Genomic DNA, 19,990 nt, shown 5'->3' on the forward strand with positions numbered 1-19,990 from the left:
TCACGAAAGTTGGGCTAAGGTGCATTTTGGAAATGTTGTGATACATTTTAATCGACTTTTGAGTACACACTTTCGGTCATTTGACCAACCAATACATTACGGGGTTCTACCTATGTTATCACCAGAAGCAAAGATTAAGGTTCAAAACTTTGGTCGTTTCTTATCCAATATGGTAATGCCAAACATCGGCGCATTTATTGCGTGGGGTTTCATTACTGCACTATTCATCCCAACCGGTTGGTGGCCTAACGAAACGTTAGCATCAATGGTTGGCCCTATGATTACATACCTATTGCCACTATTGATTGGTTACACCGGTGGTAAAATGGTTGGTGGTGACCGCGGTGCGGTAGTGGGTGCCATCACGACAATGGGTGTTATCGTTGGTACTGATATCCCAATGTTCATGGGTGCAATGATTGTGGGTCCACTAGGTGGTATCGCAATTAAGAAATTCGATGAAGCTGTTCACGGTAAAGTGAAGAGTGGTTTCGAAATGCTAGTGAACAACTTCTCTGCGGGTATCATCGGCATGATCTGTGCGATCATCGCGTTCATCGTGATTGGTCCTGCGGTTAAGATTCTATCTGGCGGACTTGCTGCTGGCGTAAACGCAATGGTAGAAGCAGGTGCATTACCTCTAGCATCTATTTTTGTTGAACCTGCGAAAATTCTATTCCTAAATAACGCAATCAACCACGGTATCTTCTCTCCACTAGGTATCCAGCAATCTGAAGAGATTGGTCGTTCAATCTTCTTCTTAATCGAAGCAAACCCAGGTCCGGGTCTTGGTCTTCTGCTTGCTTACATGGTGTTTGGTAAAGGTAGCGCGAAGCAGTCTGCTGCTGGTGCATCTATCATCCATTTCCTAGGTGGTATCCACGAAATTTACTTCCCTTACGTTCTAATGAACCCACGTCTAATCCTTGCTGTAATTGCAGGTGGCATGGCGGGTGTATTCACTAACGTAGTGTTCGATTCTGGCCTTATCTCTCCAGCATCACCAGGTTCTATCTTCGCTATCTTGTTGATGACACCTAAAGGCTCTTACATCGGCGTGATTCTATCGGTTATCGCAGCAACGGCAGTATCGTTTGTTGTAGCGTCAATCCTACTTAAGACTTCAGCTCAAGGTGATGACGAAGACTCACTAGAAAAAGCGTCTGCACAGATGAAAGACATGAAAGCGTCTTCTAAAGGTGCAGCATCAGGCGCTGATGTAAACCTAGCGGATGTTAAAGCTGTTTATGTAGCGTGTGATGCGGGTATGGGTTCAAGTGCAATGGGTGCTGGTCTACTTCGTAAAAAAGTAGCAACAGCTGGCCTAGACATTGAAGTGACCAACTACGCAATCAACAACCTACCGGCTGATTCGCAAATCGTTATTACGCATAAAGACCTAACAGACCGTGCTCGTAGCACTGTGCCAGGTGCGATGCATATGTCTCTAAGCAACTTCCTAGACGGCGGCGTATACGACCAACTAGTTGCTGAGCTTGTCGATGCTCAAAGTGGTGAAGCGAAAGTAGAAGCTCCGGCGCCTGCTGCAGCTGCAGCACAAGAAGGCAACAAGCTTGCACTTACTGACGACAGCATCTTCCTTGGCCTAAAAGCGACTCAGAAAGAAGACGCAATCAAGTTTGCTGGCGAACAATTAGTAAAACTTGGCAACGTATCACCGGAATACGTAGACGGCATGTTTGCTCGTGAAGAGCTTGTGTCTACTTACCTAGGTGAGTCTATCGCTGTGCCACACGGCACAATCGAAGCGAAACAATATGTACAAAAAACCGGCATTGTTTTCTGTCAGTACCCTGAAGGTATTCAGTGGGGCGAAGATGAAGATGATATCGCGAAGATGGTTATCGGTATTGCCGCACAAGGCGATGAGCACAACATGGTGCTGATGGCTATTACCAATTCACTCGATGATGAAGAAGCTGTGGAATGCTTACAGAACACAACAAACCCTGCTGATGTTCTACGTATTCTCAACGGAAACTAAAAAGCTCTAGTCAAGCTCCTGAGTGAAGGAGGCCAGTATCCCCCTACTGGCCTCATTTCGGTCTTAATCTTTCTTACAAGATTCAGTCTGAATAGCTTACTGCTTAATGCCTAGGGCACGTCGTCAAGGCATGTTGTTGAGCCGTTAGCTATCTAGATTCAAATATTTATAAGGTCAAAATTATGAAAGCGTTACATTTTGGTGCAGGTAATATCGGTCGTGGTTTCATTGGTAAGCTTCTTTCTGATGCAGGTATGAAGGTTACGTTTGCTGACGTAAATGAAACGGTTGTAAATGCGTTAATTGAACGCCAAGAATACCCAGTTAAGATTGTTGGCGAAGAGTGTGTTGTAGAAGTGGTTAAGAACGTGACAGCAGTAAACTCAGCGACAAGCGCTGTAGTCGATTGCATCGCTGAGTCTGATCTTGTGACGACAGCCGTTGGCCCTACTGTTCTTAAAATCATCTCTAAATCTATCGCTCAAGGCATTGAAAAGCGTGCAGCAGCAAACAACACGGCACCAATGAACATTATCGCGGCAGAGAACATGGTTCGCGGTACTAGCCAATTAAAAGCAGCAGTGTTAGAGCACCTTTCTGATGAAATGAAAGCCTTCACTGAAGAGCACATTGGCTTTGTTGATTCAGCGGTCGACCGTATTGTGCCACCGGCAGAAGCGGGCGAAACAGACCCTCTAGCCGTAACCGTTGAAACGTTCAGCGAGTGGATCGTAGATCAAACACAATTTAAGGGTGAGATTCCAAACATCCCAGGTATGGAATGCACTGACAACCTAATGGCTTTCGTTGAGCGTAAATTGTTCACGCTAAATACGGGTCACTTGGTAACGGCATACCTTGGTGTGCTTGCAGGTCACGAGACAATCAAAGACTCTATCGAAGATGACGTAATCCGAGCTGAAGTAACAGCAACGATGGAAGAGAGTGGTGCGGTTCTAATTAAGCGTTACGGCTTTGATCCAGAAGCTCACGCTGCCTACATCCAAAAGATTCTTGGTCGTTTTGCTAACCCGTTCCTACGTGATGAAGTAGACCGTGTTGGTCGTCAGCCAATTCGTAAACTGAGCCCACAAGACCGCCTAGTTAAGCCTCTGAATGGCACATTAGAGTACGGCCTACCGAATGTTCACTTAGTAAAAGCAATCGCAGCTGCGTTCCATTACAAGAATGAAGACGACCCACAAGCGGTTGAACTTCAAGCAATGTTCGCAGAAAAAGGGTTTGCTGAGACATTAGCGCATTATTCTGAGCTGAATAGTGACTCAGAAGTTGTTAAACTAGCGGAAGAAGCTTATCTAGCATTGAAATGATAAACCATCAAAGTGCCACACCAGTGGCACTTTCTTATTGTCGAGCCGTTATGCCAATACAAACTAGCCACGAAACTGAATTACTCGAAGCCCTATCTGAAGCTGAGAGCGCTAGCGCCTGTCTAATGGCGGCTTACGATGCATTGGACGACACGGTAGATGCCGTATTAAAAAACATTTTCAAGAAAGACGACACGGCAATTAAATTTGTTGTTGAACCACTTCTCAACAGTGGCGGTCCGTTGGGCGAGATTATGATCCGCGCTAAGCTGCTATTAGGGCTTGGTGTGATCAGTAAAGAGCTCTACGATGATTTAGAGATTTTCGTTACCTTGAAAGAGTGGGCGAAAATACAGGGTGAAGACACCAGTTTCACAGAAGTCGACGTTATATTTGAGCTCAACAAGGTGCAGGCGATTCAACGCATAATGCCTATCGAATATGACTCGGAGATGGTGGAAACCATGTCGGGCCCAATGCTTCAAATGTTCTTGGGTCGACACAATCAGAAAGTGAAGTCGACGATCGTTTTGGCTATCACTGACATTATCACGACCTTATGCCGAGATAACGCACTGAGTTCTTAGTTCTAGTTTGCAGTCCTGCTTATCTTGTTTCACATCCTACATATCTTGTAGCTGTTCGTTCGTTTCAATCCAAAGCTTAAAATGATGGCGGTTTCTCTCGTTGGAGAAATCGCTTTGTTGTTTTTGTGTCTATCAAAAACTCTCGACACTTTCCCCGCTTATCAAATACAAAAGCAGCAGATACAAAAAAAGCCACACTCAGTGGCTTTTTCTATTCAAGACGCTTTTCTATTAAAAACGGCTTTCTATTCAAGACAATCGATTATAGGTCTTGGATGTTCTCAGCTTCTAGCTCTTGGAAGTAGCGTAGAGTCTTAACTTTTAGCTCTTGTTGAGCTGGCTCATCAGCAACGATGATAGCTTTACGGTGCATCTGTAGAGCGGTAACAGTCCACATGTGGTTTACAGAACCTTCGATAGCCATTTGAAGCGCTTGCGCTTTGTTGTGGCCTAGAGAAAGGATCATTACTTCTTCAGAATCTAGAAGAGTAGCAACACCGATAGTTAGTGCGTATTTAGGAACTTGGTTGATGTCGCCATCGAAGAAACGAGAGTTCGCGATACGAGTGTCTTCAGTCAATGTTTTGATACGAGTGCGTGAAGATAGAGAAGAACCTGGCTCATTGAATGCGATGTGACCGTCGATGCCTACGCCGCCCATGAACAGGTTGATTTTGCCGTATGAACGGATTTTCTCTTCGTATGCTGCACAGTGAGCATCGATGTCTTCAGCCTTGCCGTCTAGCAGGTTGATGTTTTTTGCTTGGATATCAACGTGGTTGAAAAAGTTCTCGTGCATGAATGTGCGGTAAGACTCTGGGTGGTTAGGGTCGATACCAACGTACTCATCCATGTTGAATGTTACAACGTGCTTGAAGCTTACTTCGCCAGCTTTGTGTAGCTCAATTAGCGCAGCGTAAGTAGTTAGAGGTGTGCTACCAGTAGGAAGACCTAGTACAAATGGACGCTCAGCAGTAGGAGCGAATTTGTTGATAGAATCTGCGATGTGACGAGCAGCCCATTTACCTACTTTAGCTTTGTTGCTTAATGGAATAAGTCTCATTGATTTTGCCCCTAGAAATAAAATTTTATAGTGTTCTGAAACATTAATTCGCATTATAAAATAAGTTATTAAATTCCGCTATTGTTTTAGGTCAAGTTTTTGCTTTTTTCGTCGTATCTGTGACTAGAACTCTCAAATTTGCACAATTATTGTATGGATATTTGGTAGCGTTAAACAAGATTAATACGTTTGTCATATATCGTCAGGTAGGTTTGATTCAGGGTCTGAAAGATCAACAAGCTTTGTTGAGTGGTTGAGTGGATAGATGGATGGTCAGGAGTGCAATGGACGTATGATCAAAGAGTGATGCTTATGTGGCACTGCCGTGCAAGAAAGAGGAGAAAAAGTGAGGAAGTATCACCGACAGGCGTGAATGAGCATGGGTATATTTAAGAATAGTGATTATTCAAAGCTATCACTATGAATTTTCTATAAATATTGGTAAAACTGGACAGGTTGGCTAAACTTACTAATTACGAAGAAGATGCGTGTTTGTTTTAAGTTGCCGCTAATATGCTATGAAAAAAAGCCCAAAGTGATTAGGTATCACTTTGAGCAGTTTTACTAATCTTCTAACACTAACTCTCTTTCGTATTCTTCCCTAGGCACTTCACCGCGTTTGCAGCCGTTTAGGGTATGAAAGCGACGGCGTCCACGAGCCAGTTGAATGTACTTCAACCAAACACGGTCTAACTTGGACTTAGCCTTATGAGGGTGAGCCAATACTTTGATGAAATGTCTTTCTTCAGCATTGGTCGGTGTTAGTTCACCAGTCTCAAGTGCAAGCATAGTGTCACCAAACAAGGTTAGGATTTCTTCTTCTGAAAGAGTAAAATCACCTGACTTAGCGAACCCTCGTGGGAATTTAATGGTGTCATAAAAACGTTTTTTTCCGTGTCGGAATTCGGTCTCAGACATATCAGCCTCAGTAATGTGGTTAGATAGAAATTAGTGTTTATTGCTCACGCGAAAATATTGTTAAAAGGCTAAAATAGGAAACAAAACGTTTTTGCCTTTACGATAAACAATCCTAGATCGGCTAGTTAGCAGATTTATTACAGAGATGTATTTTTGATGGATGTGAAAGTATTTAGAACCTTTCTTGAGGTTGCAAGGGTGCGCCACTTTGGGCGCGCAGCTGAAAACTTGTATTTAACACAAGCAGCGGTGAGTGCGCGGATCAAACAGCTTGAAGGCTATTTTGATACTCAGCTCTTCATTCGTGACCGCAATAACATCAAGCTTACCTCTTCCGGTGAGCGCTTGATTGGTTATGCTGAAGTGATGGTATCCACCTTACAACAAGCCAAGTTTGAGCTGTCGTTAGAGAGTGGAAAAGCCTTGCAGTTAACACTAGGTGGCACTCCGAATATTTGGGATGCGTATCTGCAAAACTGTTTAAGCGTAGTGACCGATTCTTTTGGTGGTTATGGTTTCATGGCTGAGGTGATGGGGCGCGAGCAATTGAACCGTAATTTGCTAGAGCGAACCTTAGATATGGCTTTCGCCTTCGATCAGATTAAAGCGGAAGAGCTAAACTGTAAAAAAGTCGCTGATTTGGTTTTGGTGTTGGTATCAACGCAGCAAGATGATCTGGAATCGGTGTTCCAACATAAGTATGTGTATGTCGATTGGGGAACGCGCTTCGGTTCAGAACACGCAGAACGTCACCCTAAAGTTCCAGCTCCGTATTTACGTACCTCTACGGCTCGTATTGCCCTCGATTTCATCTTAGAGAAAGGTGGTAGTGCGTATTTACCTGTTTCTATGGTTGAACCTTTTATCGATTCGGGTCAGCTGCATAAGGTGAAAGGGGTAGAAGATTGGTATCGCCCAATTTATCTCAGCTACCGTAAAAGCAGTACTTCGGTTGATGCGATCATGCAGGTCGAGAAGCTGGTTAACGAGATTGATCCATCGACCGCTTATACGTTGCAACAAGCCGCTGAACAAGCACCAGAGTAGCGGCATTCGCGATAAGCAACGGCTTTGTTGATTAGATTCAATAAAAAATGGCTCCTAACTAGTTATATAGTTGGGAGCCATTTTCGTTTTAAACCAGAGATGATCTTCATTGCCAAATCAGAGATAACCCTAACTCGGATAAAACCGTTTAAGCCTGGTATGCGTAACCTTTTTTAAAAGCCCTATCACTTCAAAGCACTATTCTTCGAAAATTCTAGAGGTTCATTAGATTCTCAATAGACTCTTCAAGAGAGTGTGACAGGTATGAATGGATTTGATTGCCATCCGTTGCGTCAATCTCAATTTTAGAAATCCCCTTACTCGCTTCGTCTTCAAGAAAGCTGAGAGACTGCTCGACTGATTGACTGGTGAGAACCTGTTGGTTTGATAAAACAATACGACACGTGTGAAGAACCATAGCCTTTTCCTTTTTATATTCGACAGGTCTCTGCATCTTAGTGTGCTAAGTACCTATCGTTGACGTTGTGAGAAGAGTTTCTTCTCAAGGTTAAATTTAGTCGAATTGCGTGAAAAGAAAACCCTTTTTTGTGATTTATCTAACCTTCAGTTCCGAAAGTGGCTAGCGACAATGACAGTTCACGGTAAACTTTTAGGTATCGGAGTAAAAGTTATGGCAAATGGGAAGAGCACAGCATGTCGAGAAATATTCATCACAACAGTACGTTAACGAGTGAACAGTGCCATTTGGCTCGATATGCGCGAGACGCTCGCTTTGATGGGATGTTTTTTACGGCGGTAAAAACCACCGGAATTTTTTGTCGTCCGATTTGCCCAGCAAGCCCGCCCAAAGAAGAAAATGTCGAGTATTTTTCTCATCAAGCTCAAGCCTTGAAGGCTGGGTATCGCCCATGCTTACGTTGCCGGCCAGACAGCGCGCCTTTTTCTCCAGCTTGGAAAGGTGTTGAAACGACTTTCTTGCGTGCTTTACAGTTGATTGATCATGGTGCGCTGAACTCAGGGTCAATCGTCGACCTTGCCACTCGATTAGGCATTTCAGACCGCTATTTACGAACCTTATTCGATAATTATATTGGGGTGTCGCCGAAGCAATATAGCCTTTATAGCCAATTGATGTTTGCCAAGCAGTTGCTGCACACCAGTAGCATGAGCATTACCGATGTTGGCTTTGCGAGTGGTTTTAATAGCACGCGTCGTTTCAATGATGCCTTTCTAAAAGAGCTGCAGCTCTCGCCAAGCCAAATCCGACGAACAAAGCTAAGTGAAAACCTGAGCAATCATATTCAGCTAGTCTTTCACGGCCCATTAGACTGGAAGCATTTGCTGGGTTTCTATCGACGAAGAATGATTGAGGGCTTAGAAGACGTTGGCGAAGACTATTACAAGCGCACAGTGAATGTTAATGGGTCAAAGGGTTGGTTCAAGGCCACTTTGGCTAAAGAGAACCGCTTAGATATTGAATTTGAGTTGGACGATATAAGCCAGTTAAGAAGCTTGATTGCGAACATTCGACGCATGTTCGACCTTGATGTCGATATTGCCAAGGTCGAGGCCTTCTTTACAACCATTGACCCCAACTTAGTGGCTAAGAGTGGCATCCGCATTCCTGGCGTGTGGAGTGCTTGGGAAGCCGGAGTGAGGGCGATTCTAGGGCAGCAAGTTTCGGTAACCGCGGCGATTGGGCAGCTTAACTTATTGGTGAAAGAGCTTTCTGATGAACATGAGAATGTTTGCTTCCCAACACCGAAACAGATAGCGGAGGCTGATGTCAGCTTCTTAAGAATGCCGGGAAGCCGTAAAGAGACCTTAAAGCGTTTTGCCGAATACATGGTCGACAATGAAGCTGAGCACCCTTCTAAGTGGATTGAGCTAAAGGGCATTGGGCCTTGGACGATTCAATACGCACTGCTTCGTGGGTTAAGTGAACCTAATCATCTGTTGGTTGGCGACCTGGTGGTGAAGAAGTTCATTGAGCATCGCCCAGCCATCAATACAGAGAGTGTTTCGCCTTGGGGAAGTTACGCCACGTTCCATTGTTGGAATCAGTCTTAATAGAAAGAGCACCCACAAACATCTGCAACCCACAAACACATGCAGTAGCAGGCTAGGAGATATTATGGCTAACCGATTTACTTATTATGAGAGCCCATTGGGAACCGTGACTTTACAGGCGAACGATGAAGGGCTGCTCGGCCTTTGGTTTGAAATATACACCACCAAGCCAGAACAGTTAGGCGTTCAAGATGCTAGCTTTCCGATCTTTGAATTGGTCGCCGACCAGCTCAACCGTTATTTTGCTGGTGAAGTTATCCAGTTTTCTGTGCCGATCGCAGCTAAGGGCACTCCGTTTCAGCAATCGGTTTGGCAAGCGCTCATGACCATTCCTTATGGAGAAACATGGAGCTATGCACAATTGGCCGACGCGATTGGTAACCCCAAGGCGGTGCGAGCCGTGGGTTTAGCGAATGGAAAAAATCCGGTGTCAGTGATTGTGCCGTGTCACCGTGTGATTGGTAAAAATGGCAAGCTGACCGGGTATGCGGGTGGTGTAGAACGTAAACAGCGCTTATTGGTTATTGAGGGAAGAGAAGAAGATTAAAGAGTCTTTTTCGGAATGTTTGTTGAAAATTGCGTATCAATTATTGGTGAACGTTAAGGGTTCTTAAAGTGTGACTTTGCAATAAAACTGCCGCTTTCTGGAAAATATTTATTTGGTTGCATATCCTTTAACCATGCTCTCTAGGCAAGGATGCCCAAATGAATAGCCATCATTCACTTATACTCTGCTGCAGTAGCGCACTATTGCTGACGGGTTGTTTAACTGATACCAGCCGACCTTTCGAACTTCCACAGCTTGCTCTGTTCAAAGGTATGTATGAGAACGTAGATAATGACAGTTATCTACTTTTTGAATCCGGGCAAGTGACTTATCAAACAACGGATAAGTCCGTTACTCGAACCTATCGTGTTGATGATGACTTGATCACCATTGAGTTCAATTCTGGAAGCAGTCGAACTGACTCTAGACTAGTGATGCGCATTCAACAACAGGGCGAGATGCTAACTTGCAACCAATGCCCAGCGATACAATTGAGTAATGTCTGGACACTTGTTGATAAGCCTTTGAAAGACAGTTCGAATTAGAAAAGATCGCCATTCAGCCATAGGTGAGCGGCGATACTGACGGCATAGCCAATCATGATCACTGGCATCCATTTCAGGTGTCCAAAGAAGGTGTATTTTCCATGCGCCGCCCCCATCAATGCCACACCTGCTGCACTGCCTATAGATAACAAGCTACCACCGACACCTGCGGTTAAGGTGATCAGTAGCCAGTTGCCCATCGACATCTGGGGTTCCATGGATAACACGGCAAACATCACCGGAATGTTATCGACAATAGCCGATAAGATCCCCACCATGACGTTGGCCCAAATTGGATCCCATTGGCTATACATCACGCCCGAGGCTAATTCCAAGTATCCAAGTAAACTCAAGCCACCGACACACATTACGACGCCGTAGAAGAACAGCAACGTGTCCCATTCGGCATGCGAAACTCTTCGAAATACATCGAATGGCACAACAGAACCGAGTCGTTTCAGGGCGCCTTCATCGTTATTGGCGATCGCCACCGCTTTTTTCTTCGCGAGTGAGTTGGGTAAAGTCTTACGTAAGTAATAACCAAAGAACTGCAGGTAGGCGAGTCCCATCATCATCCCCATCACAGGAGGGAAGTGGAGTACGGCATGGAAAGCAACCGCGGTCGCTATTGTCATGATGAACAAGAATACGATTCGTCTTGCACCACGTTTTAATTCAACGTGTTGATGAACCGTGTCGGGCTGAGTCGTGGGTACAAAATAAGACATGATCAACGCAGGGACGAGGTAATTCATCACCGAAGGGATAAACAAAGGAATGAACTCACTAAAACTCACATAACCAGCCTGCCATACCATTAGCGTTGTGATGTCGCCGAATGGACTGAACGCGCCGCCAGCATTGGCGGCTATCACGATATTCACACAAGCTAGGTTAACGAATTTAGGATTAGAGCCAGCAACCTTGAGAACAACGGCGCACATCAATAGAGCTGTGGTGAGGTTGTCGGCAATAGGCGAGATAAAGAAGGCCAGAATACCGGTTATCCAGAACAGAGAGCGGAAATTGAAGCCTTTGCCTACCATCCACGCTTGCAGCGCATCAAACAGTCTTCTCTCTTCCATGGCGCTAATGTATGTCATGGCGACGAGCAGAAAGAGTAATAGCTCGGCGTATTCCAGCAGGTTGTGTTCGAGCGCTTGTTTCGCTACCTCAGTGAGGTTGTGTTCTTGGTAGGTGCAGCCAATGATGATCCAGATCAGGCCCGCAGCAAGTAAAACCGGCTTGGATTTTCGGAGCTTTAGGTATTCTTCCATCATCACAACTATGTAAGCGACAACGAAAATAGTCAGCGATAGGTAGCCAGCAAATGAACTGGTTAGCTTAAGTGGCTCTCCCAACTGAGAAGTGGCAGCGCCTGCTACCGTAGAAAAAAATAATAAAGAGAGAACAGCAGAAAGCTGGATACCTAACATGGATTACGCTCCGAAGTTAATAAGTTATTAACACGGGTAAAAGCGTAGACCTAAATAACCATGTGCAGTGTGATAGATATCTTAATAATTCAATAGATTATATAGAAAACAGTAGATTGGGTGAAAACGTGAGGTCACAGTGAAAGCCGTTGATTATAGGAACCCTGTCGTTCATAGGAAAACGGTCGATCATCGGCAACTCGTCAATCATAGAGAAAATAGAGATTGTAGGGAAAATAGAGGCTGTAGGTAAAATAGAGATTATAGGGAAAAAGCCCTACCGGGTTTAGTACCGATAGAGCTTATTCGCCATTGCCAATATTATGCAGCATTGAGATCAAACGTCAGTGTTTGTTCTGCGGCACATACTTCAACAGGCCAGCCGTAGGATTGATATTCCAGCGCAAGTTTGTCCGCTACTGCGCGAGATACCGTTGCAGTGATCCACATGCCTTTGCCCATTACTTGATATTTAAGCGTTCTCATTTCCATCATCTTCACCACCGTTCTCCTTCGATATTGGCAGCGCGAAGTCTATAGCACCTCTGAGGGTTGAAATTTCGAATTAAGCTCAAATTCTTTATAAAATGGCTCACGGTTTAGACATGGTTCAAAACTCAACCAATAATAGGTAAACGATTGCATTTTAGAAGCGTAACCACGATTTAAGCCGCTGTATTATAATCGAATTAAAATTGAACAAAAAAGCATGTAAGAGATCACTTACATCATTATCAGAGATCAGACTAGGTAAAAACCTGTCATTTGAAACCTTATTTGTGTGGTGATTGTGTGCGTTTTTGGTTGCGCTGTTGAAGCGAATTTTGTTTAGTTTTGTATGTGAAATATTCTAATTATTTTAGCGTATGCCTCTTCTTTTAAATCTAAATCACAGTTTTATATGTTGCTCTGGTTCTTTTGTTTAAACCGATACGCTATTTGATTTTGGTCATTAACCTATTGCTCATTAGTTTGCACTATCTATACGTGTTCTGTTCCACATAAACGAGATGTATAGAGGTCCTTATGACTAATCCAACTAAAACCGATCGTAAAGTCACGATCGGCAGCTATATCGCACTCGCATTCGCGATTGTGTTCTTTTCAGGCTTAATGCAGTCCAACGAATGGTATGGAGTGCTCGATTTTACAACGCTCAACGGTTCATTTGGTAAGGTCGCTTACGATGTCAGTGAGACGGCTGATGGTATACAAGCGGCAACGACGTCATTGCGCGGTAAAGGCGGTAGTGGTGCTCGCGACGGTTTCATTTTTGCTTTGACACTTATTCCGACCGTGATGTTTGCACTGGGTATGATCAACGTACTTGAGCACTACGGTGCACTGGACGCGGCTCGTAAACTACTGACACCTCTGCTTCGCCCTCTAATGGGTATTCCGGGTAACTCAGGCTTGGCACTGATTGCTTCTTTGCAAAGTACCGATGCGGGTGCAGCGATGACGAGGCAGCTGAAAGATGAAGGGCATTTGACTAAGCGTGAAACCGATGTCTTCACCATGTTCCAGTTTACGGCGGGCGCGGCGATCGTTAACTTTTTCTCTTCAGGAGCGGTTCTGTTCACTCTAACGGCGATGGATGGTTCTTTGGCGGTAACATCGTCAATTGGTTTGGCTGTGGCTGTGATGTTCATCTTCAAGTTTGTCGGTGCGAACCTGTTCCGTATTTACCTCAACCTTACTGAAGGCAAAGAAGACAAACCAAAATCAGACAAAGAACAAAAACTGGAAGAGGAAGTAGCATAATGAGCGAAGTTAAAGCAAAGAAACCAATGGTTACTGATATTTTCGTTGAAGGTGCTAAGAAAGGCTGGGTTATTGCGACTACCTCTACGGTACCGAATGTTTTGATGGCGTTTGTGATCATCAAGGCATTGCAGATCACCGGTGCGCTGGATTTGATGGGCAGTGTTTTTGCTCCAATCATGGCGGTATTTGGTTTACCTGGCGAAGCGGCAGCAGTATTGATTGGTGCGTGGATGTCGATGGGTGGTGCTGTGGGTGTGGTTATCACGTTGTTTGATCAAGGCATTCTGAACGGCAACCATATCGCTATCTTGGCGCCAGCTATCTACTTGATGGGCTCTCAGGTTCAATACATGGGTCGTATTATGGGACCAATTGGTACTGAAGGTCGTTATATCCCGGTGATGATCGCGATTTCGGTATTGAATGCCTTTGGTGCAATGTTCTTGATGAACATTATTTTGTAACGTGACTTTTAACGGTTAGCTACTATTAACAGTTAGCTGCTATTAACGGTTAGCTACTAACAGCTTTTAGACGTTACAAAAAAGGAAACCCCGTTTGGCTTTCACCAAACGGGGTCTATTCTTTTCGTAGCCATCCTGCTACTGCGCGTTACTTATCTTTCAATAGGTAACTGGTGCTCCCTGCATCATTCCTTGACGTGGCTAAATCCTTTAACCTATCCAATTCATCGCCTTCCTAGCGGTGTCCTTGCTAACTCATCATCCTGACAAGCGACTCTATCCTAGAGCAAAACTTCCTTGCTGATAACTCATCCTAAGTCATCAAATCTTCATCCTGAAGATACCTAATCCGTTAGGCTTTTTCCTGTTCCTGCCAACTCCCTGTCGACATGTGTATTAAACACTGCAGAGGCTTTACTCACAATCCACCTCAAGAAATAAATGTACTCACTAACCGAAAGAAATATGCGTGGATTCATACAAAACAAGGGGTTGGGTTTGTATTTTAGGAATTTTCTGCGAAGCTTGATTGTGATCTCTTACGTTCGGTGTGAGAGATCTCTTACAAGTGCTCGGGCGTGATTATCATTTTATCTTGGCGGTTAATGTCGAAAAGATAGAAAAGAACACTGAGTTGAGACAAAACAATAGGGAAATATGATGGTTACAGCACTTTACGCAGCTCTGCTGACGGTAGTAATGATTTGGTTGGCGATTGAAGTTATTAAGCAAAGACGAATCAATCTTGTTGCTCATGCCGATGGCGGTGTTGAGTCGTTACAGATAGCACGTTCGGCACAAAGTAACGCGATGGATTACATCCCAATCACGGTGATTTTGATGGGGTTGCTAGAGGTGAATGGGGCTGGTGTGTGGCTTATTCATGTCATTGGTGTGGCGTTTATTCTGGGGCGAGTGATTCACGCTAAAGGGATCTTAGCGAAGAATTTCAAAGGCAGAAAAGTGGGTATGGTGTTAACGCTTATCTGCATGATCTCCTTGATTGTCCTAAACTTAGCTTACCTACCTTTTGATAAAATGTTCTAGGGAGCATTATGGCATTGCGCCTTCCTCCTGCTTGGGCGATTGTCCTTGCAGGGCTAATACTCAACATCATGGCGATTGTCATGTCGAGCTTGGTGTTGGACAAAATTGAAGCGGAGAAATCGGAATACAACGATCGTAAATACGGCAATGTGTATTCTATACAACTGTCCTGGAATACGATCGAAACCTTAGAGCGTAAGCGTGAAGCGATCCTGATTCACCTTGATAAGCTATCCCCAGAAATCGCTCAACCTGCTACTGTTCTTGATGAAGCGCTTCGCGGACAACTTCGGAGTTGGGTGAGTGACGAGGTGCCGGCCATCTCGTTGGCTAACTTACCTGAGCTTATGATGCTGATAAACAATGCCCAAGAATCGCAACGAACCCGAATTGATGACTACTATTTGGATAACCTGACCTTGGTTGAGTTAATCCAAAGGCTTGATGAGAAAATGGCTTTCTATAAGAACATCGCCCTGTTTCTTCAGGTGTTTGGTTTGGCGCTTATCTTAGCTCGCGATCTCGCTAGAAGACCTTAATCTTTAACCTTACTTTCTCCATTTACGTATCGACTTGTACCGTTAGTGAGACTCACTTGGCAGGTTGGGGTGCTGCTGGCCTTGGTATTTTGGTAGCTGTTCTTTCAGCCCCTTAAACGTGCTCAGCGCACTGCCTATCGATAACTTATTCATCAACCAATTGGGCAATATGCCACCTGCGTTCGCATATGCGGTGTAGGTGATGTAAGTATTGCCGTTGGTGAGCGGTTGCAGCGTCCAAAGTGCGTCCACATCGTAAATTCGAATATACCCCGACTCTTTCGCCAAATAGTTAGAGGCATCTTTAATCGACAAGACAAACTGCCCATCCTCAATGCTGTATTTTGAGTAGGTCACCATATCGCGATCTCTAGCAGGCCAAGGCGCTTTGAATTGGGTATAGACGATGTTTTCTGCCTCAGATATCTGCATCAAGACACGGCTTTGCGACACATTGTCTATCCAGTTTGGCACGTTCTCGCTGTCTTCCAGCAACAGTAAAAAACCGGAGTAAGTGGTGGGCGTTTGCATTTGTGCTCGTATCTCTACTAAGCCTTCACTGTGAGGTCTCTTATCAATGATGATGCCGTCTTCACTTTTGACGAACTGCCATGGAGCTGCATAAGTCAGTGTTGATAAGGCGCAGAGCCCAAGTGCAAAAATCCTAGGTAATATCATTATTCTTCCATAAAAAGAAAAGCTTATCTTCTAGGAGTATAGAATAGAAATGGGTTTGATTCGTGCTAAAGTCTGACGGGTTTTCCTGATTTGAGCAACGCATCGCCATTTATTGTGGTGATACCAATAGCTGGAGGCTTATTAAGATTTGGAACGTCGAAATGAAACGGAAGCGTTCGGTCGCTTCCGTTTTTATTAATGGGCAATGGATAAAGGTTAAAGTTACTAGGCTAAAACTTGTAGGTTAAAGCTTATAGACTAAAGCTTATAGGCTTCTACGGTTTTGATCGTTGTCCAGTTGCTGTTGGCGTCTTGGATGAACTCTTGCGTATCTTCCAACCATCGTTTTTGTACAGATTTGTCTAAGTTCAGATACAGCTTTCCATCTTCGACTTTCCATGCGTTAGGGTCGGTCTCAAATTTCTTACCCATAGCCACACCAAAGGCACAATAGCCACCGTATTGAGGTGCATAAGCTTCAGGATTGGTGCGGAACTGATCTCGGTTGTCACTGTTTGCGAACTGATAAATAGCGTTCTTATAAGTGGCAGTGAATTCTGATGAACCTTGAACGGCACCAGCATCAGTAAAGTAAGCCACTGGGTCATAGCCTTTGATCGCGATGTCATTGCTATCAACGCTCATGTCGATGTCTGCTGCCATCAGTGAAAAGCTGGTTCCTAGTAACGCGGCCAATAGAGTGATTTTTTGACTGGTCGATTTCATGTGTGACATATCAAGTTCCTTGTCAGTGTTGGTTATCTTGTTTGAAATAATTTAGCCCACTCGTCCGGTCTATAGAGGGACAAAAGAACTTAAAAGTAAGCGAATCGTTCGGAGGATGCATGGATCTGCTTTCACAACTAATGGAACATTTCTCGATACGTACCGGTGTTTTCTATTCTGGCAATTTGTGCGGAGTGTCGTCATTTAAGCCGCAGCAGGGTAAAGAAGGGCATCTTCATGTATTGAGCGCGGGTGAGTTGACCTTGTCTAGTGCGCACACGGAGTACAGGCAACTGTCACAGCCCTGCATTGTTTATCTGCCGAATAGCACACCACATGTGATAGAAGGCGTGGGAGACGGTGCTGAGGTCGTATGTGCGAATGTCGAATATCGTTCAGGGCAGATGAATCCTTTATTGTCTGCTCTGCCTGACGTGATAGTGATTCCGTTTGCGGATGCACCTAACTTAATGCCAGTGATTGAGGTGCTATTTCGAGAGTCGGGGCAAGCATCTTCAGGACAACAATCGTCAGGGCAACAATATCTAATGGATAAGTTAAGTGATGCCTTGATGGCTTTGATTTTTCGTCATCTCATTGAACAGCAGCAAATTGATCAAGGGGTATTCTCAGCCCTAGCTCATCCACGATTGGCTTCGGTGGTTACGGCCGTTCACCTACTGCCTGCTCGTCATTTTTCGATTGCGGAAATGGCGTCACTGGCCGCGATGTCTCGAACTCAGTTTATTGAAGCGTTCAAACGAGAAGTCGGTGAGACGCCCGGAGATTATGTGCAAAAGTGGCGAGTCTCAGTGGCTCAATCCCTGTTATTGCAAAATAAGCCCATCAACTGGGTCGCTGATGAAGTGGGTTACAGCAGCTATTCGGGATTTTCACGCGCTTTTCAGCATGTTGCTGGGGTGTCACCGCGCCTTTGGCTAAAGCAAAATGTATCGTGAAACGCTCGGCAACCTTATCCAAGATATGGCTATTCGCATCGGGCTGGTCTATGTTTTAGCGGAAATTGTGCAGAGTTTGTTCTTTTCTCAAAAGAGGGTCTAAAAAGGTGGACTTTTTAAGCTTGTCGTAACATCCTGCTCGTCCTATTTTATCTAGACACCAATGAGACGAAGTGCCTGCTGGACATTATTCAGCCTCCCGTATCTCATTAAAGTATTAAGGAGTTCAACTTGAACCTATTTGTAAGAGACCTTACCGTTATCGATTCTTCATACATCTGTGAACACAGAGGGGTCGTAGGAGATAGTTGGATTTTAGATGTCACCATGTCTGGTGAACTTAATGAAATGAGCATGGTGCTGGATTTTAGCAAGGTCAAAAAGCAGATCAAACACCTCGTTGATGAGCACGTTGATCACCGTTTGCTACTGCCGATGCAAAGCGCTGCAATTATTCTTCAAGCGAGCAAAGCGGGCTACTCTAAGGTTGATGTGTTGCGTGGTGACAAGAGCCTTTACCTACATTGCCCTGACGAAGCATACTGTCTGATTGATGCAGAGGCGATCACCATCGAGAGTGTGACCGCTCATGTTTATCATATTCTGCGTGATAACCTTCCAAGTAACGTCACAGGGTTAGAGATCACCCTACGTCATGAGAACATTAATGGCGCGTTTTACCACTACACCCATGGTTTAAAAAAGCATGATGGCAACTGCCAACGCATCGCACATGGCCACCGTTCTCCAGTCGAAATCTTGGTTGATGGTCAGCGTGACGAGCAACGCGAACAAGCATTTGCTCAGCGTTGGGAAGACATTTACTTAGGGTCTAAAGAAGACCAAGTTTCAGTTTCATCACTTAACCTGAGTGAACACGCGAAAAGTGTTAATGATGAAAGTCACTATGGCTTTCGCTACACCGCACCTCAAGGCGAATTTGAGCTAGCGATTTCTAAGAGTGAAACAGAAATCTTGCCGACGGATACCACGGTGGAATTACTGGCAGGCTATATTGCGGATCAAGTTGAGCCTAGCCTAACAGAGAGCCAATCACTACAAATCGTCGCTTATGAAGGTGTTGGCAAGGGCGCAATGGCGTTCCGATAACACCTCAACGAGTGATACAGTCTCGTTACTGACATGATGAAATAAAGGCAAGATAATCCGTTATCTTGCCTTTATTTTTTGTGGCTCTATAAAACTGATTTAGCGGATAGTTATAGATATAAACATTAACGAAGTAGCACGCGTCGCAGTGGTGTTTTCTCGATCCCAGCAATCAACCCGAAGCTCAACAATACGGTGCCAAAAAATACCGTAACGTCTTTTGCCAATTCCGTAATCCCTAAAGCTCCACAGACATTGAACAACACGATAATGATCAGCAGATGGCAAACGTAGATACCCAGCATGCGATTTGAAATGGCACGAACCCAAGCGTAGTTACCCATGTTTGGATTAGCCAAAAGCCACATAAACACGCCCATCCCCCATAGCGCCGTGCCAAACAAGAAATCATTCATGTTGAATCCGACGTCGAACGTGGTGAGCCATGTCGCTTCAGCAAAGTGAATTAACATGCCTAACGCTAATAACACCAACGCTTTAGTTGATGACACCTTCCATTGATTCTGACGAATAAGGAAACCTAAGGTCACCATTAACGTGCCAAAGAACGGGCCATTACGCGTGAAGAAGGGTGCTTCTAATCCGGTCAGCGTTGCGTAGCTTCCTGCCAAAACACCATAGCCATAGAGTGCAATAGCGATCGGTAATAGAAGTTTGTTGAGCTTCAACTCAACCAATAAAGCGATGATCAACACTGCGCAAACAAGGGCTGGAATGAACCACAAATGCACCAGACCTCCCTCTAAGAATGAGTTAAGAGGAGTGCTCATTAAGAAACCCCAATAGCCTTCACGTTCACCTAGATAGCCAAACTCTTCTACCTTCGCGAGATTGAATGGCATCACTAAGCAAATGATGCTCCATGCCAACCAAACCTTAAGCAGTGGTTTAGAGTAGTTCAGGACGGTTTCCCATGGCGATGCAGCTAACTTGGGCTGAATAAGGTAACCAGAAATCAGGAAGAACAGAGGTACCGCAAAACGAGCGGCTTGGTTGAGCACATAACCGATCCAAGGCACTTCATCTATTTGCCAATAAGTGAGTGCCATTTGGCCGTGTAAACCAATGATCGCCAAAATAGCAATCACTCGGCCTAACTCGATACTGGCGATGTGTTGTGAAGGCGTATGTTGAACGGAAGACATATCAGATCTCTTAGTAAAATTTTT

At 44.6% G+C, this 19,990-nt stretch carries 21 protein-coding genes; 13 read left to right on the forward strand and 8 right to left on the reverse strand.

Features of this window, described 5'->3' with window-relative positions:
* Nucleotides 1-112: 112 nt before the first annotated feature.
* The 3 genes from NX845_RS06470 to NX845_RS06480 all read left to right on the forward strand — a co-directional run bounded on the left by NX845_RS06470 (nucleotide 113) and on the right by NX845_RS06480 (nucleotide 3,923).
* Nucleotides 113-2,005: a PTS mannitol transporter subunit IICBA gene (locus tag NX845_RS06470; protein WP_102456212.1), complete on the forward strand. Its 1,893-nt coding sequence runs from the start codon at nucleotides 113-115 to the stop codon at nucleotides 2,003-2,005.
* 182 nt (nucleotides 2,006-2,187) lie between these two features.
* Nucleotides 2,188-3,336 (forward strand): mannitol-1-phosphate 5-dehydrogenase, encoded by a 1,149-nt coding sequence (locus tag NX845_RS06475; RefSeq protein WP_017077054.1) that lies wholly within the window; start codon nucleotides 2,188-2,190, stop codon nucleotides 3,334-3,336.
* 50 nt (nucleotides 3,337-3,386) lie between these two features.
* Nucleotides 3,387-3,923: an MltR family transcriptional regulator gene (locus NX845_RS06480; protein ID WP_193835446.1), complete on the forward strand. Its 537-nt coding sequence runs from the start codon at nucleotides 3,387-3,389 to the stop codon at nucleotides 3,921-3,923.
* Nucleotides 3,924-4,185: 262 nt separating this feature from the next.
* On the opposite strand, the gene nagB is transcribed toward NX845_RS06480, so the two are convergent.
* Both nagB and NX845_RS06490 read right to left on the reverse strand, forming a co-directional pair.
* Nucleotides 4,186-4,986: a glucosamine-6-phosphate deaminase gene (nagB, locus tag NX845_RS06485; protein WP_260256675.1), complete on the reverse strand. Its 801-nt coding sequence runs from the start codon at nucleotides 4,984-4,986 to the stop codon at nucleotides 4,186-4,188.
* 564 nt (nucleotides 4,987-5,550) lie between these two features.
* On the reverse strand, nucleotides 5,551-5,904 hold the full coding sequence (locus tag NX845_RS06490; RefSeq protein WP_009846107.1) for a DUF413 domain-containing protein: 354 nt from the start codon (nucleotides 5,902-5,904) through the stop codon (nucleotides 5,551-5,553).
* Nucleotides 5,905-6,060: 156 nt separating this feature from the next.
* Here NX845_RS06490 and NX845_RS06495 point away from each other — a divergent pair, with 156 nt between their 5' ends.
* Complete coding sequence (locus tag NX845_RS06495; protein ID WP_004732733.1) at nucleotides 6,061-6,951, forward strand: LysR family transcriptional regulator; 891 nt, start codon at nucleotides 6,061-6,063, stop codon at nucleotides 6,949-6,951.
* 214 nt (nucleotides 6,952-7,165) lie between these two features.
* Here NX845_RS06495 and NX845_RS06500 read toward each other — a convergent pair whose 3' ends face one another.
* A complete protein-coding gene (locus tag NX845_RS06500) occupies nucleotides 7,166-7,369 on the reverse strand; it encodes a hypothetical protein (RefSeq protein ID WP_004732734.1) in 204 nt (67 codons plus the stop codon).
* 236 nt (nucleotides 7,370-7,605) lie between these two features.
* Between NX845_RS06500 and NX845_RS06505 the strand changes: the two genes are divergently transcribed.
* The 3 genes from NX845_RS06505 to NX845_RS06515 all read left to right on the forward strand — a co-directional run bounded on the left by NX845_RS06505 (nucleotide 7,606) and on the right by NX845_RS06515 (nucleotide 10,074).
* The gene (locus NX845_RS06505) at nucleotides 7,606-8,982 is read left to right on the forward strand and encodes an AlkA N-terminal domain-containing protein (RefSeq protein ID WP_017085013.1); all 1,377 of its coding nucleotides are present in this window, start codon (nucleotides 7,606-7,608) and stop codon (nucleotides 8,980-8,982) included.
* A 64-nt stretch (nucleotides 8,983-9,046) separates the two neighbouring features.
* A complete protein-coding gene (locus NX845_RS06510) occupies nucleotides 9,047-9,529 on the forward strand; it encodes a methylated-DNA--[protein]-cysteine S-methyltransferase (RefSeq protein WP_260256676.1) in 483 nt (160 codons plus the stop codon).
* Nucleotides 9,530-9,687: 158 nt separating this feature from the next.
* Nucleotides 9,688-10,074, forward strand: a complete 387-nt coding sequence (locus NX845_RS06515) for a hypothetical protein (protein ID WP_017090009.1) — start codon at nucleotides 9,688-9,690, stop codon at nucleotides 10,072-10,074.
* Here the strand turns inward: NX845_RS06515 and nhaD are convergent.
* Nucleotides 10,071-11,510 (reverse strand): sodium:proton antiporter NhaD, encoded by a 1,440-nt coding sequence (gene nhaD / locus NX845_RS06520; RefSeq protein ID WP_260256677.1) that lies wholly within the window; start codon nucleotides 11,508-11,510, stop codon nucleotides 10,071-10,073. The genes NX845_RS06515 and nhaD overlap by 4 nt on opposite strands.
* 321 nt (nucleotides 11,511-11,831) lie before the next feature.
* Nucleotides 11,832-12,011, reverse strand: coding sequence for a hypothetical protein (locus NX845_RS06525; protein ID WP_133152796.1), 180 nt, complete (start codon nucleotides 12,009-12,011; stop codon nucleotides 11,832-11,834).
* A 525-nt stretch (nucleotides 12,012-12,536) separates the two neighbouring features.
* Here NX845_RS06525 and NX845_RS06530 point away from each other — a divergent pair.
* The 4 genes from NX845_RS06530 to NX845_RS06545 all read left to right on the forward strand — a co-directional run bounded on the left by NX845_RS06530 (nucleotide 12,537) and on the right by NX845_RS06545 (nucleotide 15,327).
* A complete protein-coding gene (locus tag NX845_RS06530; RefSeq protein WP_260256678.1) occupies nucleotides 12,537-13,274 on the forward strand; it encodes a nucleoside recognition domain-containing protein in 738 nt (245 codons plus the stop codon).
* A complete protein-coding gene (locus NX845_RS06535) occupies nucleotides 13,274-13,741 on the forward strand; it encodes a YjiG family protein (RefSeq protein WP_004737023.1) in 468 nt (155 codons plus the stop codon). The genes NX845_RS06530 and NX845_RS06535 overlap by 1 nt, the downstream gene beginning before the upstream one ends.
* Before the next feature lie 660 nt (nucleotides 13,742-14,401).
* Entirely contained in the window at nucleotides 14,402-14,788 is a 387-nt protein-coding gene (locus tag NX845_RS06540; protein ID WP_054546115.1) for an MAPEG family protein, read from the forward strand.
* 8 nt (nucleotides 14,789-14,796) lie between these two features.
* A complete protein-coding gene (locus NX845_RS06545; RefSeq protein ID WP_102492152.1) occupies nucleotides 14,797-15,327 on the forward strand; it encodes a DNA mismatch repair protein in 531 nt (176 codons plus the stop codon).
* Nucleotides 15,328-15,369: 42 nt separating this feature from the next.
* Here the strand turns inward: NX845_RS06545 and NX845_RS06550 are convergent, their stop codons facing one another.
* Complete coding sequence (locus tag NX845_RS06550) at nucleotides 15,370-16,005, reverse strand: START domain-containing protein (RefSeq protein WP_102456217.1); 636 nt, start codon at nucleotides 16,003-16,005, stop codon at nucleotides 15,370-15,372.
* A gap of 258 nt (nucleotides 16,006-16,263) precedes the next feature.
* Nucleotides 16,264-16,740, reverse strand: a complete 477-nt coding sequence (locus NX845_RS06555; protein WP_017077045.1) for a YHS domain-containing (seleno)protein — start codon at nucleotides 16,738-16,740, stop codon at nucleotides 16,264-16,266.
* Between the two features lie 110 nt (nucleotides 16,741-16,850).
* Here NX845_RS06555 and NX845_RS06560 point away from each other — a divergent pair, with 110 nt between their 5' ends.
* Together NX845_RS06560 and NX845_RS06565 are read left to right on the forward strand one after the other, a co-directional pair.
* Complete coding sequence (locus NX845_RS06560; protein WP_004732746.1) at nucleotides 16,851-17,690, forward strand: AraC family transcriptional regulator; 840 nt, start codon at nucleotides 16,851-16,853, stop codon at nucleotides 17,688-17,690.
* A gap of 231 nt (nucleotides 17,691-17,921) precedes the next feature.
* Nucleotides 17,922-18,800 (forward strand): 6-carboxytetrahydropterin synthase, encoded by an 879-nt coding sequence (locus NX845_RS06565; protein ID WP_260256679.1) that lies wholly within the window; start codon nucleotides 17,922-17,924, stop codon nucleotides 18,798-18,800.
* Between the two features lie 125 nt (nucleotides 18,801-18,925).
* Here NX845_RS06565 and NX845_RS06570 read toward each other — a convergent pair whose 3' ends face one another.
* Complete coding sequence (locus NX845_RS06570; protein WP_102548168.1) at nucleotides 18,926-19,966, reverse strand: acyltransferase; 1,041 nt, start codon at nucleotides 19,964-19,966, stop codon at nucleotides 18,926-18,928.
* Between the last annotated feature and the right edge of the window lie 24 nt (nucleotides 19,967-19,990).

Source organism: Vibrio sp. NC2 (genome assembly GCF_025195005.1).
Classification (GTDB): domain Bacteria; phylum Pseudomonadota; class Gammaproteobacteria; order Enterobacterales; family Vibrionaceae; genus Vibrio; species Vibrio splendidus.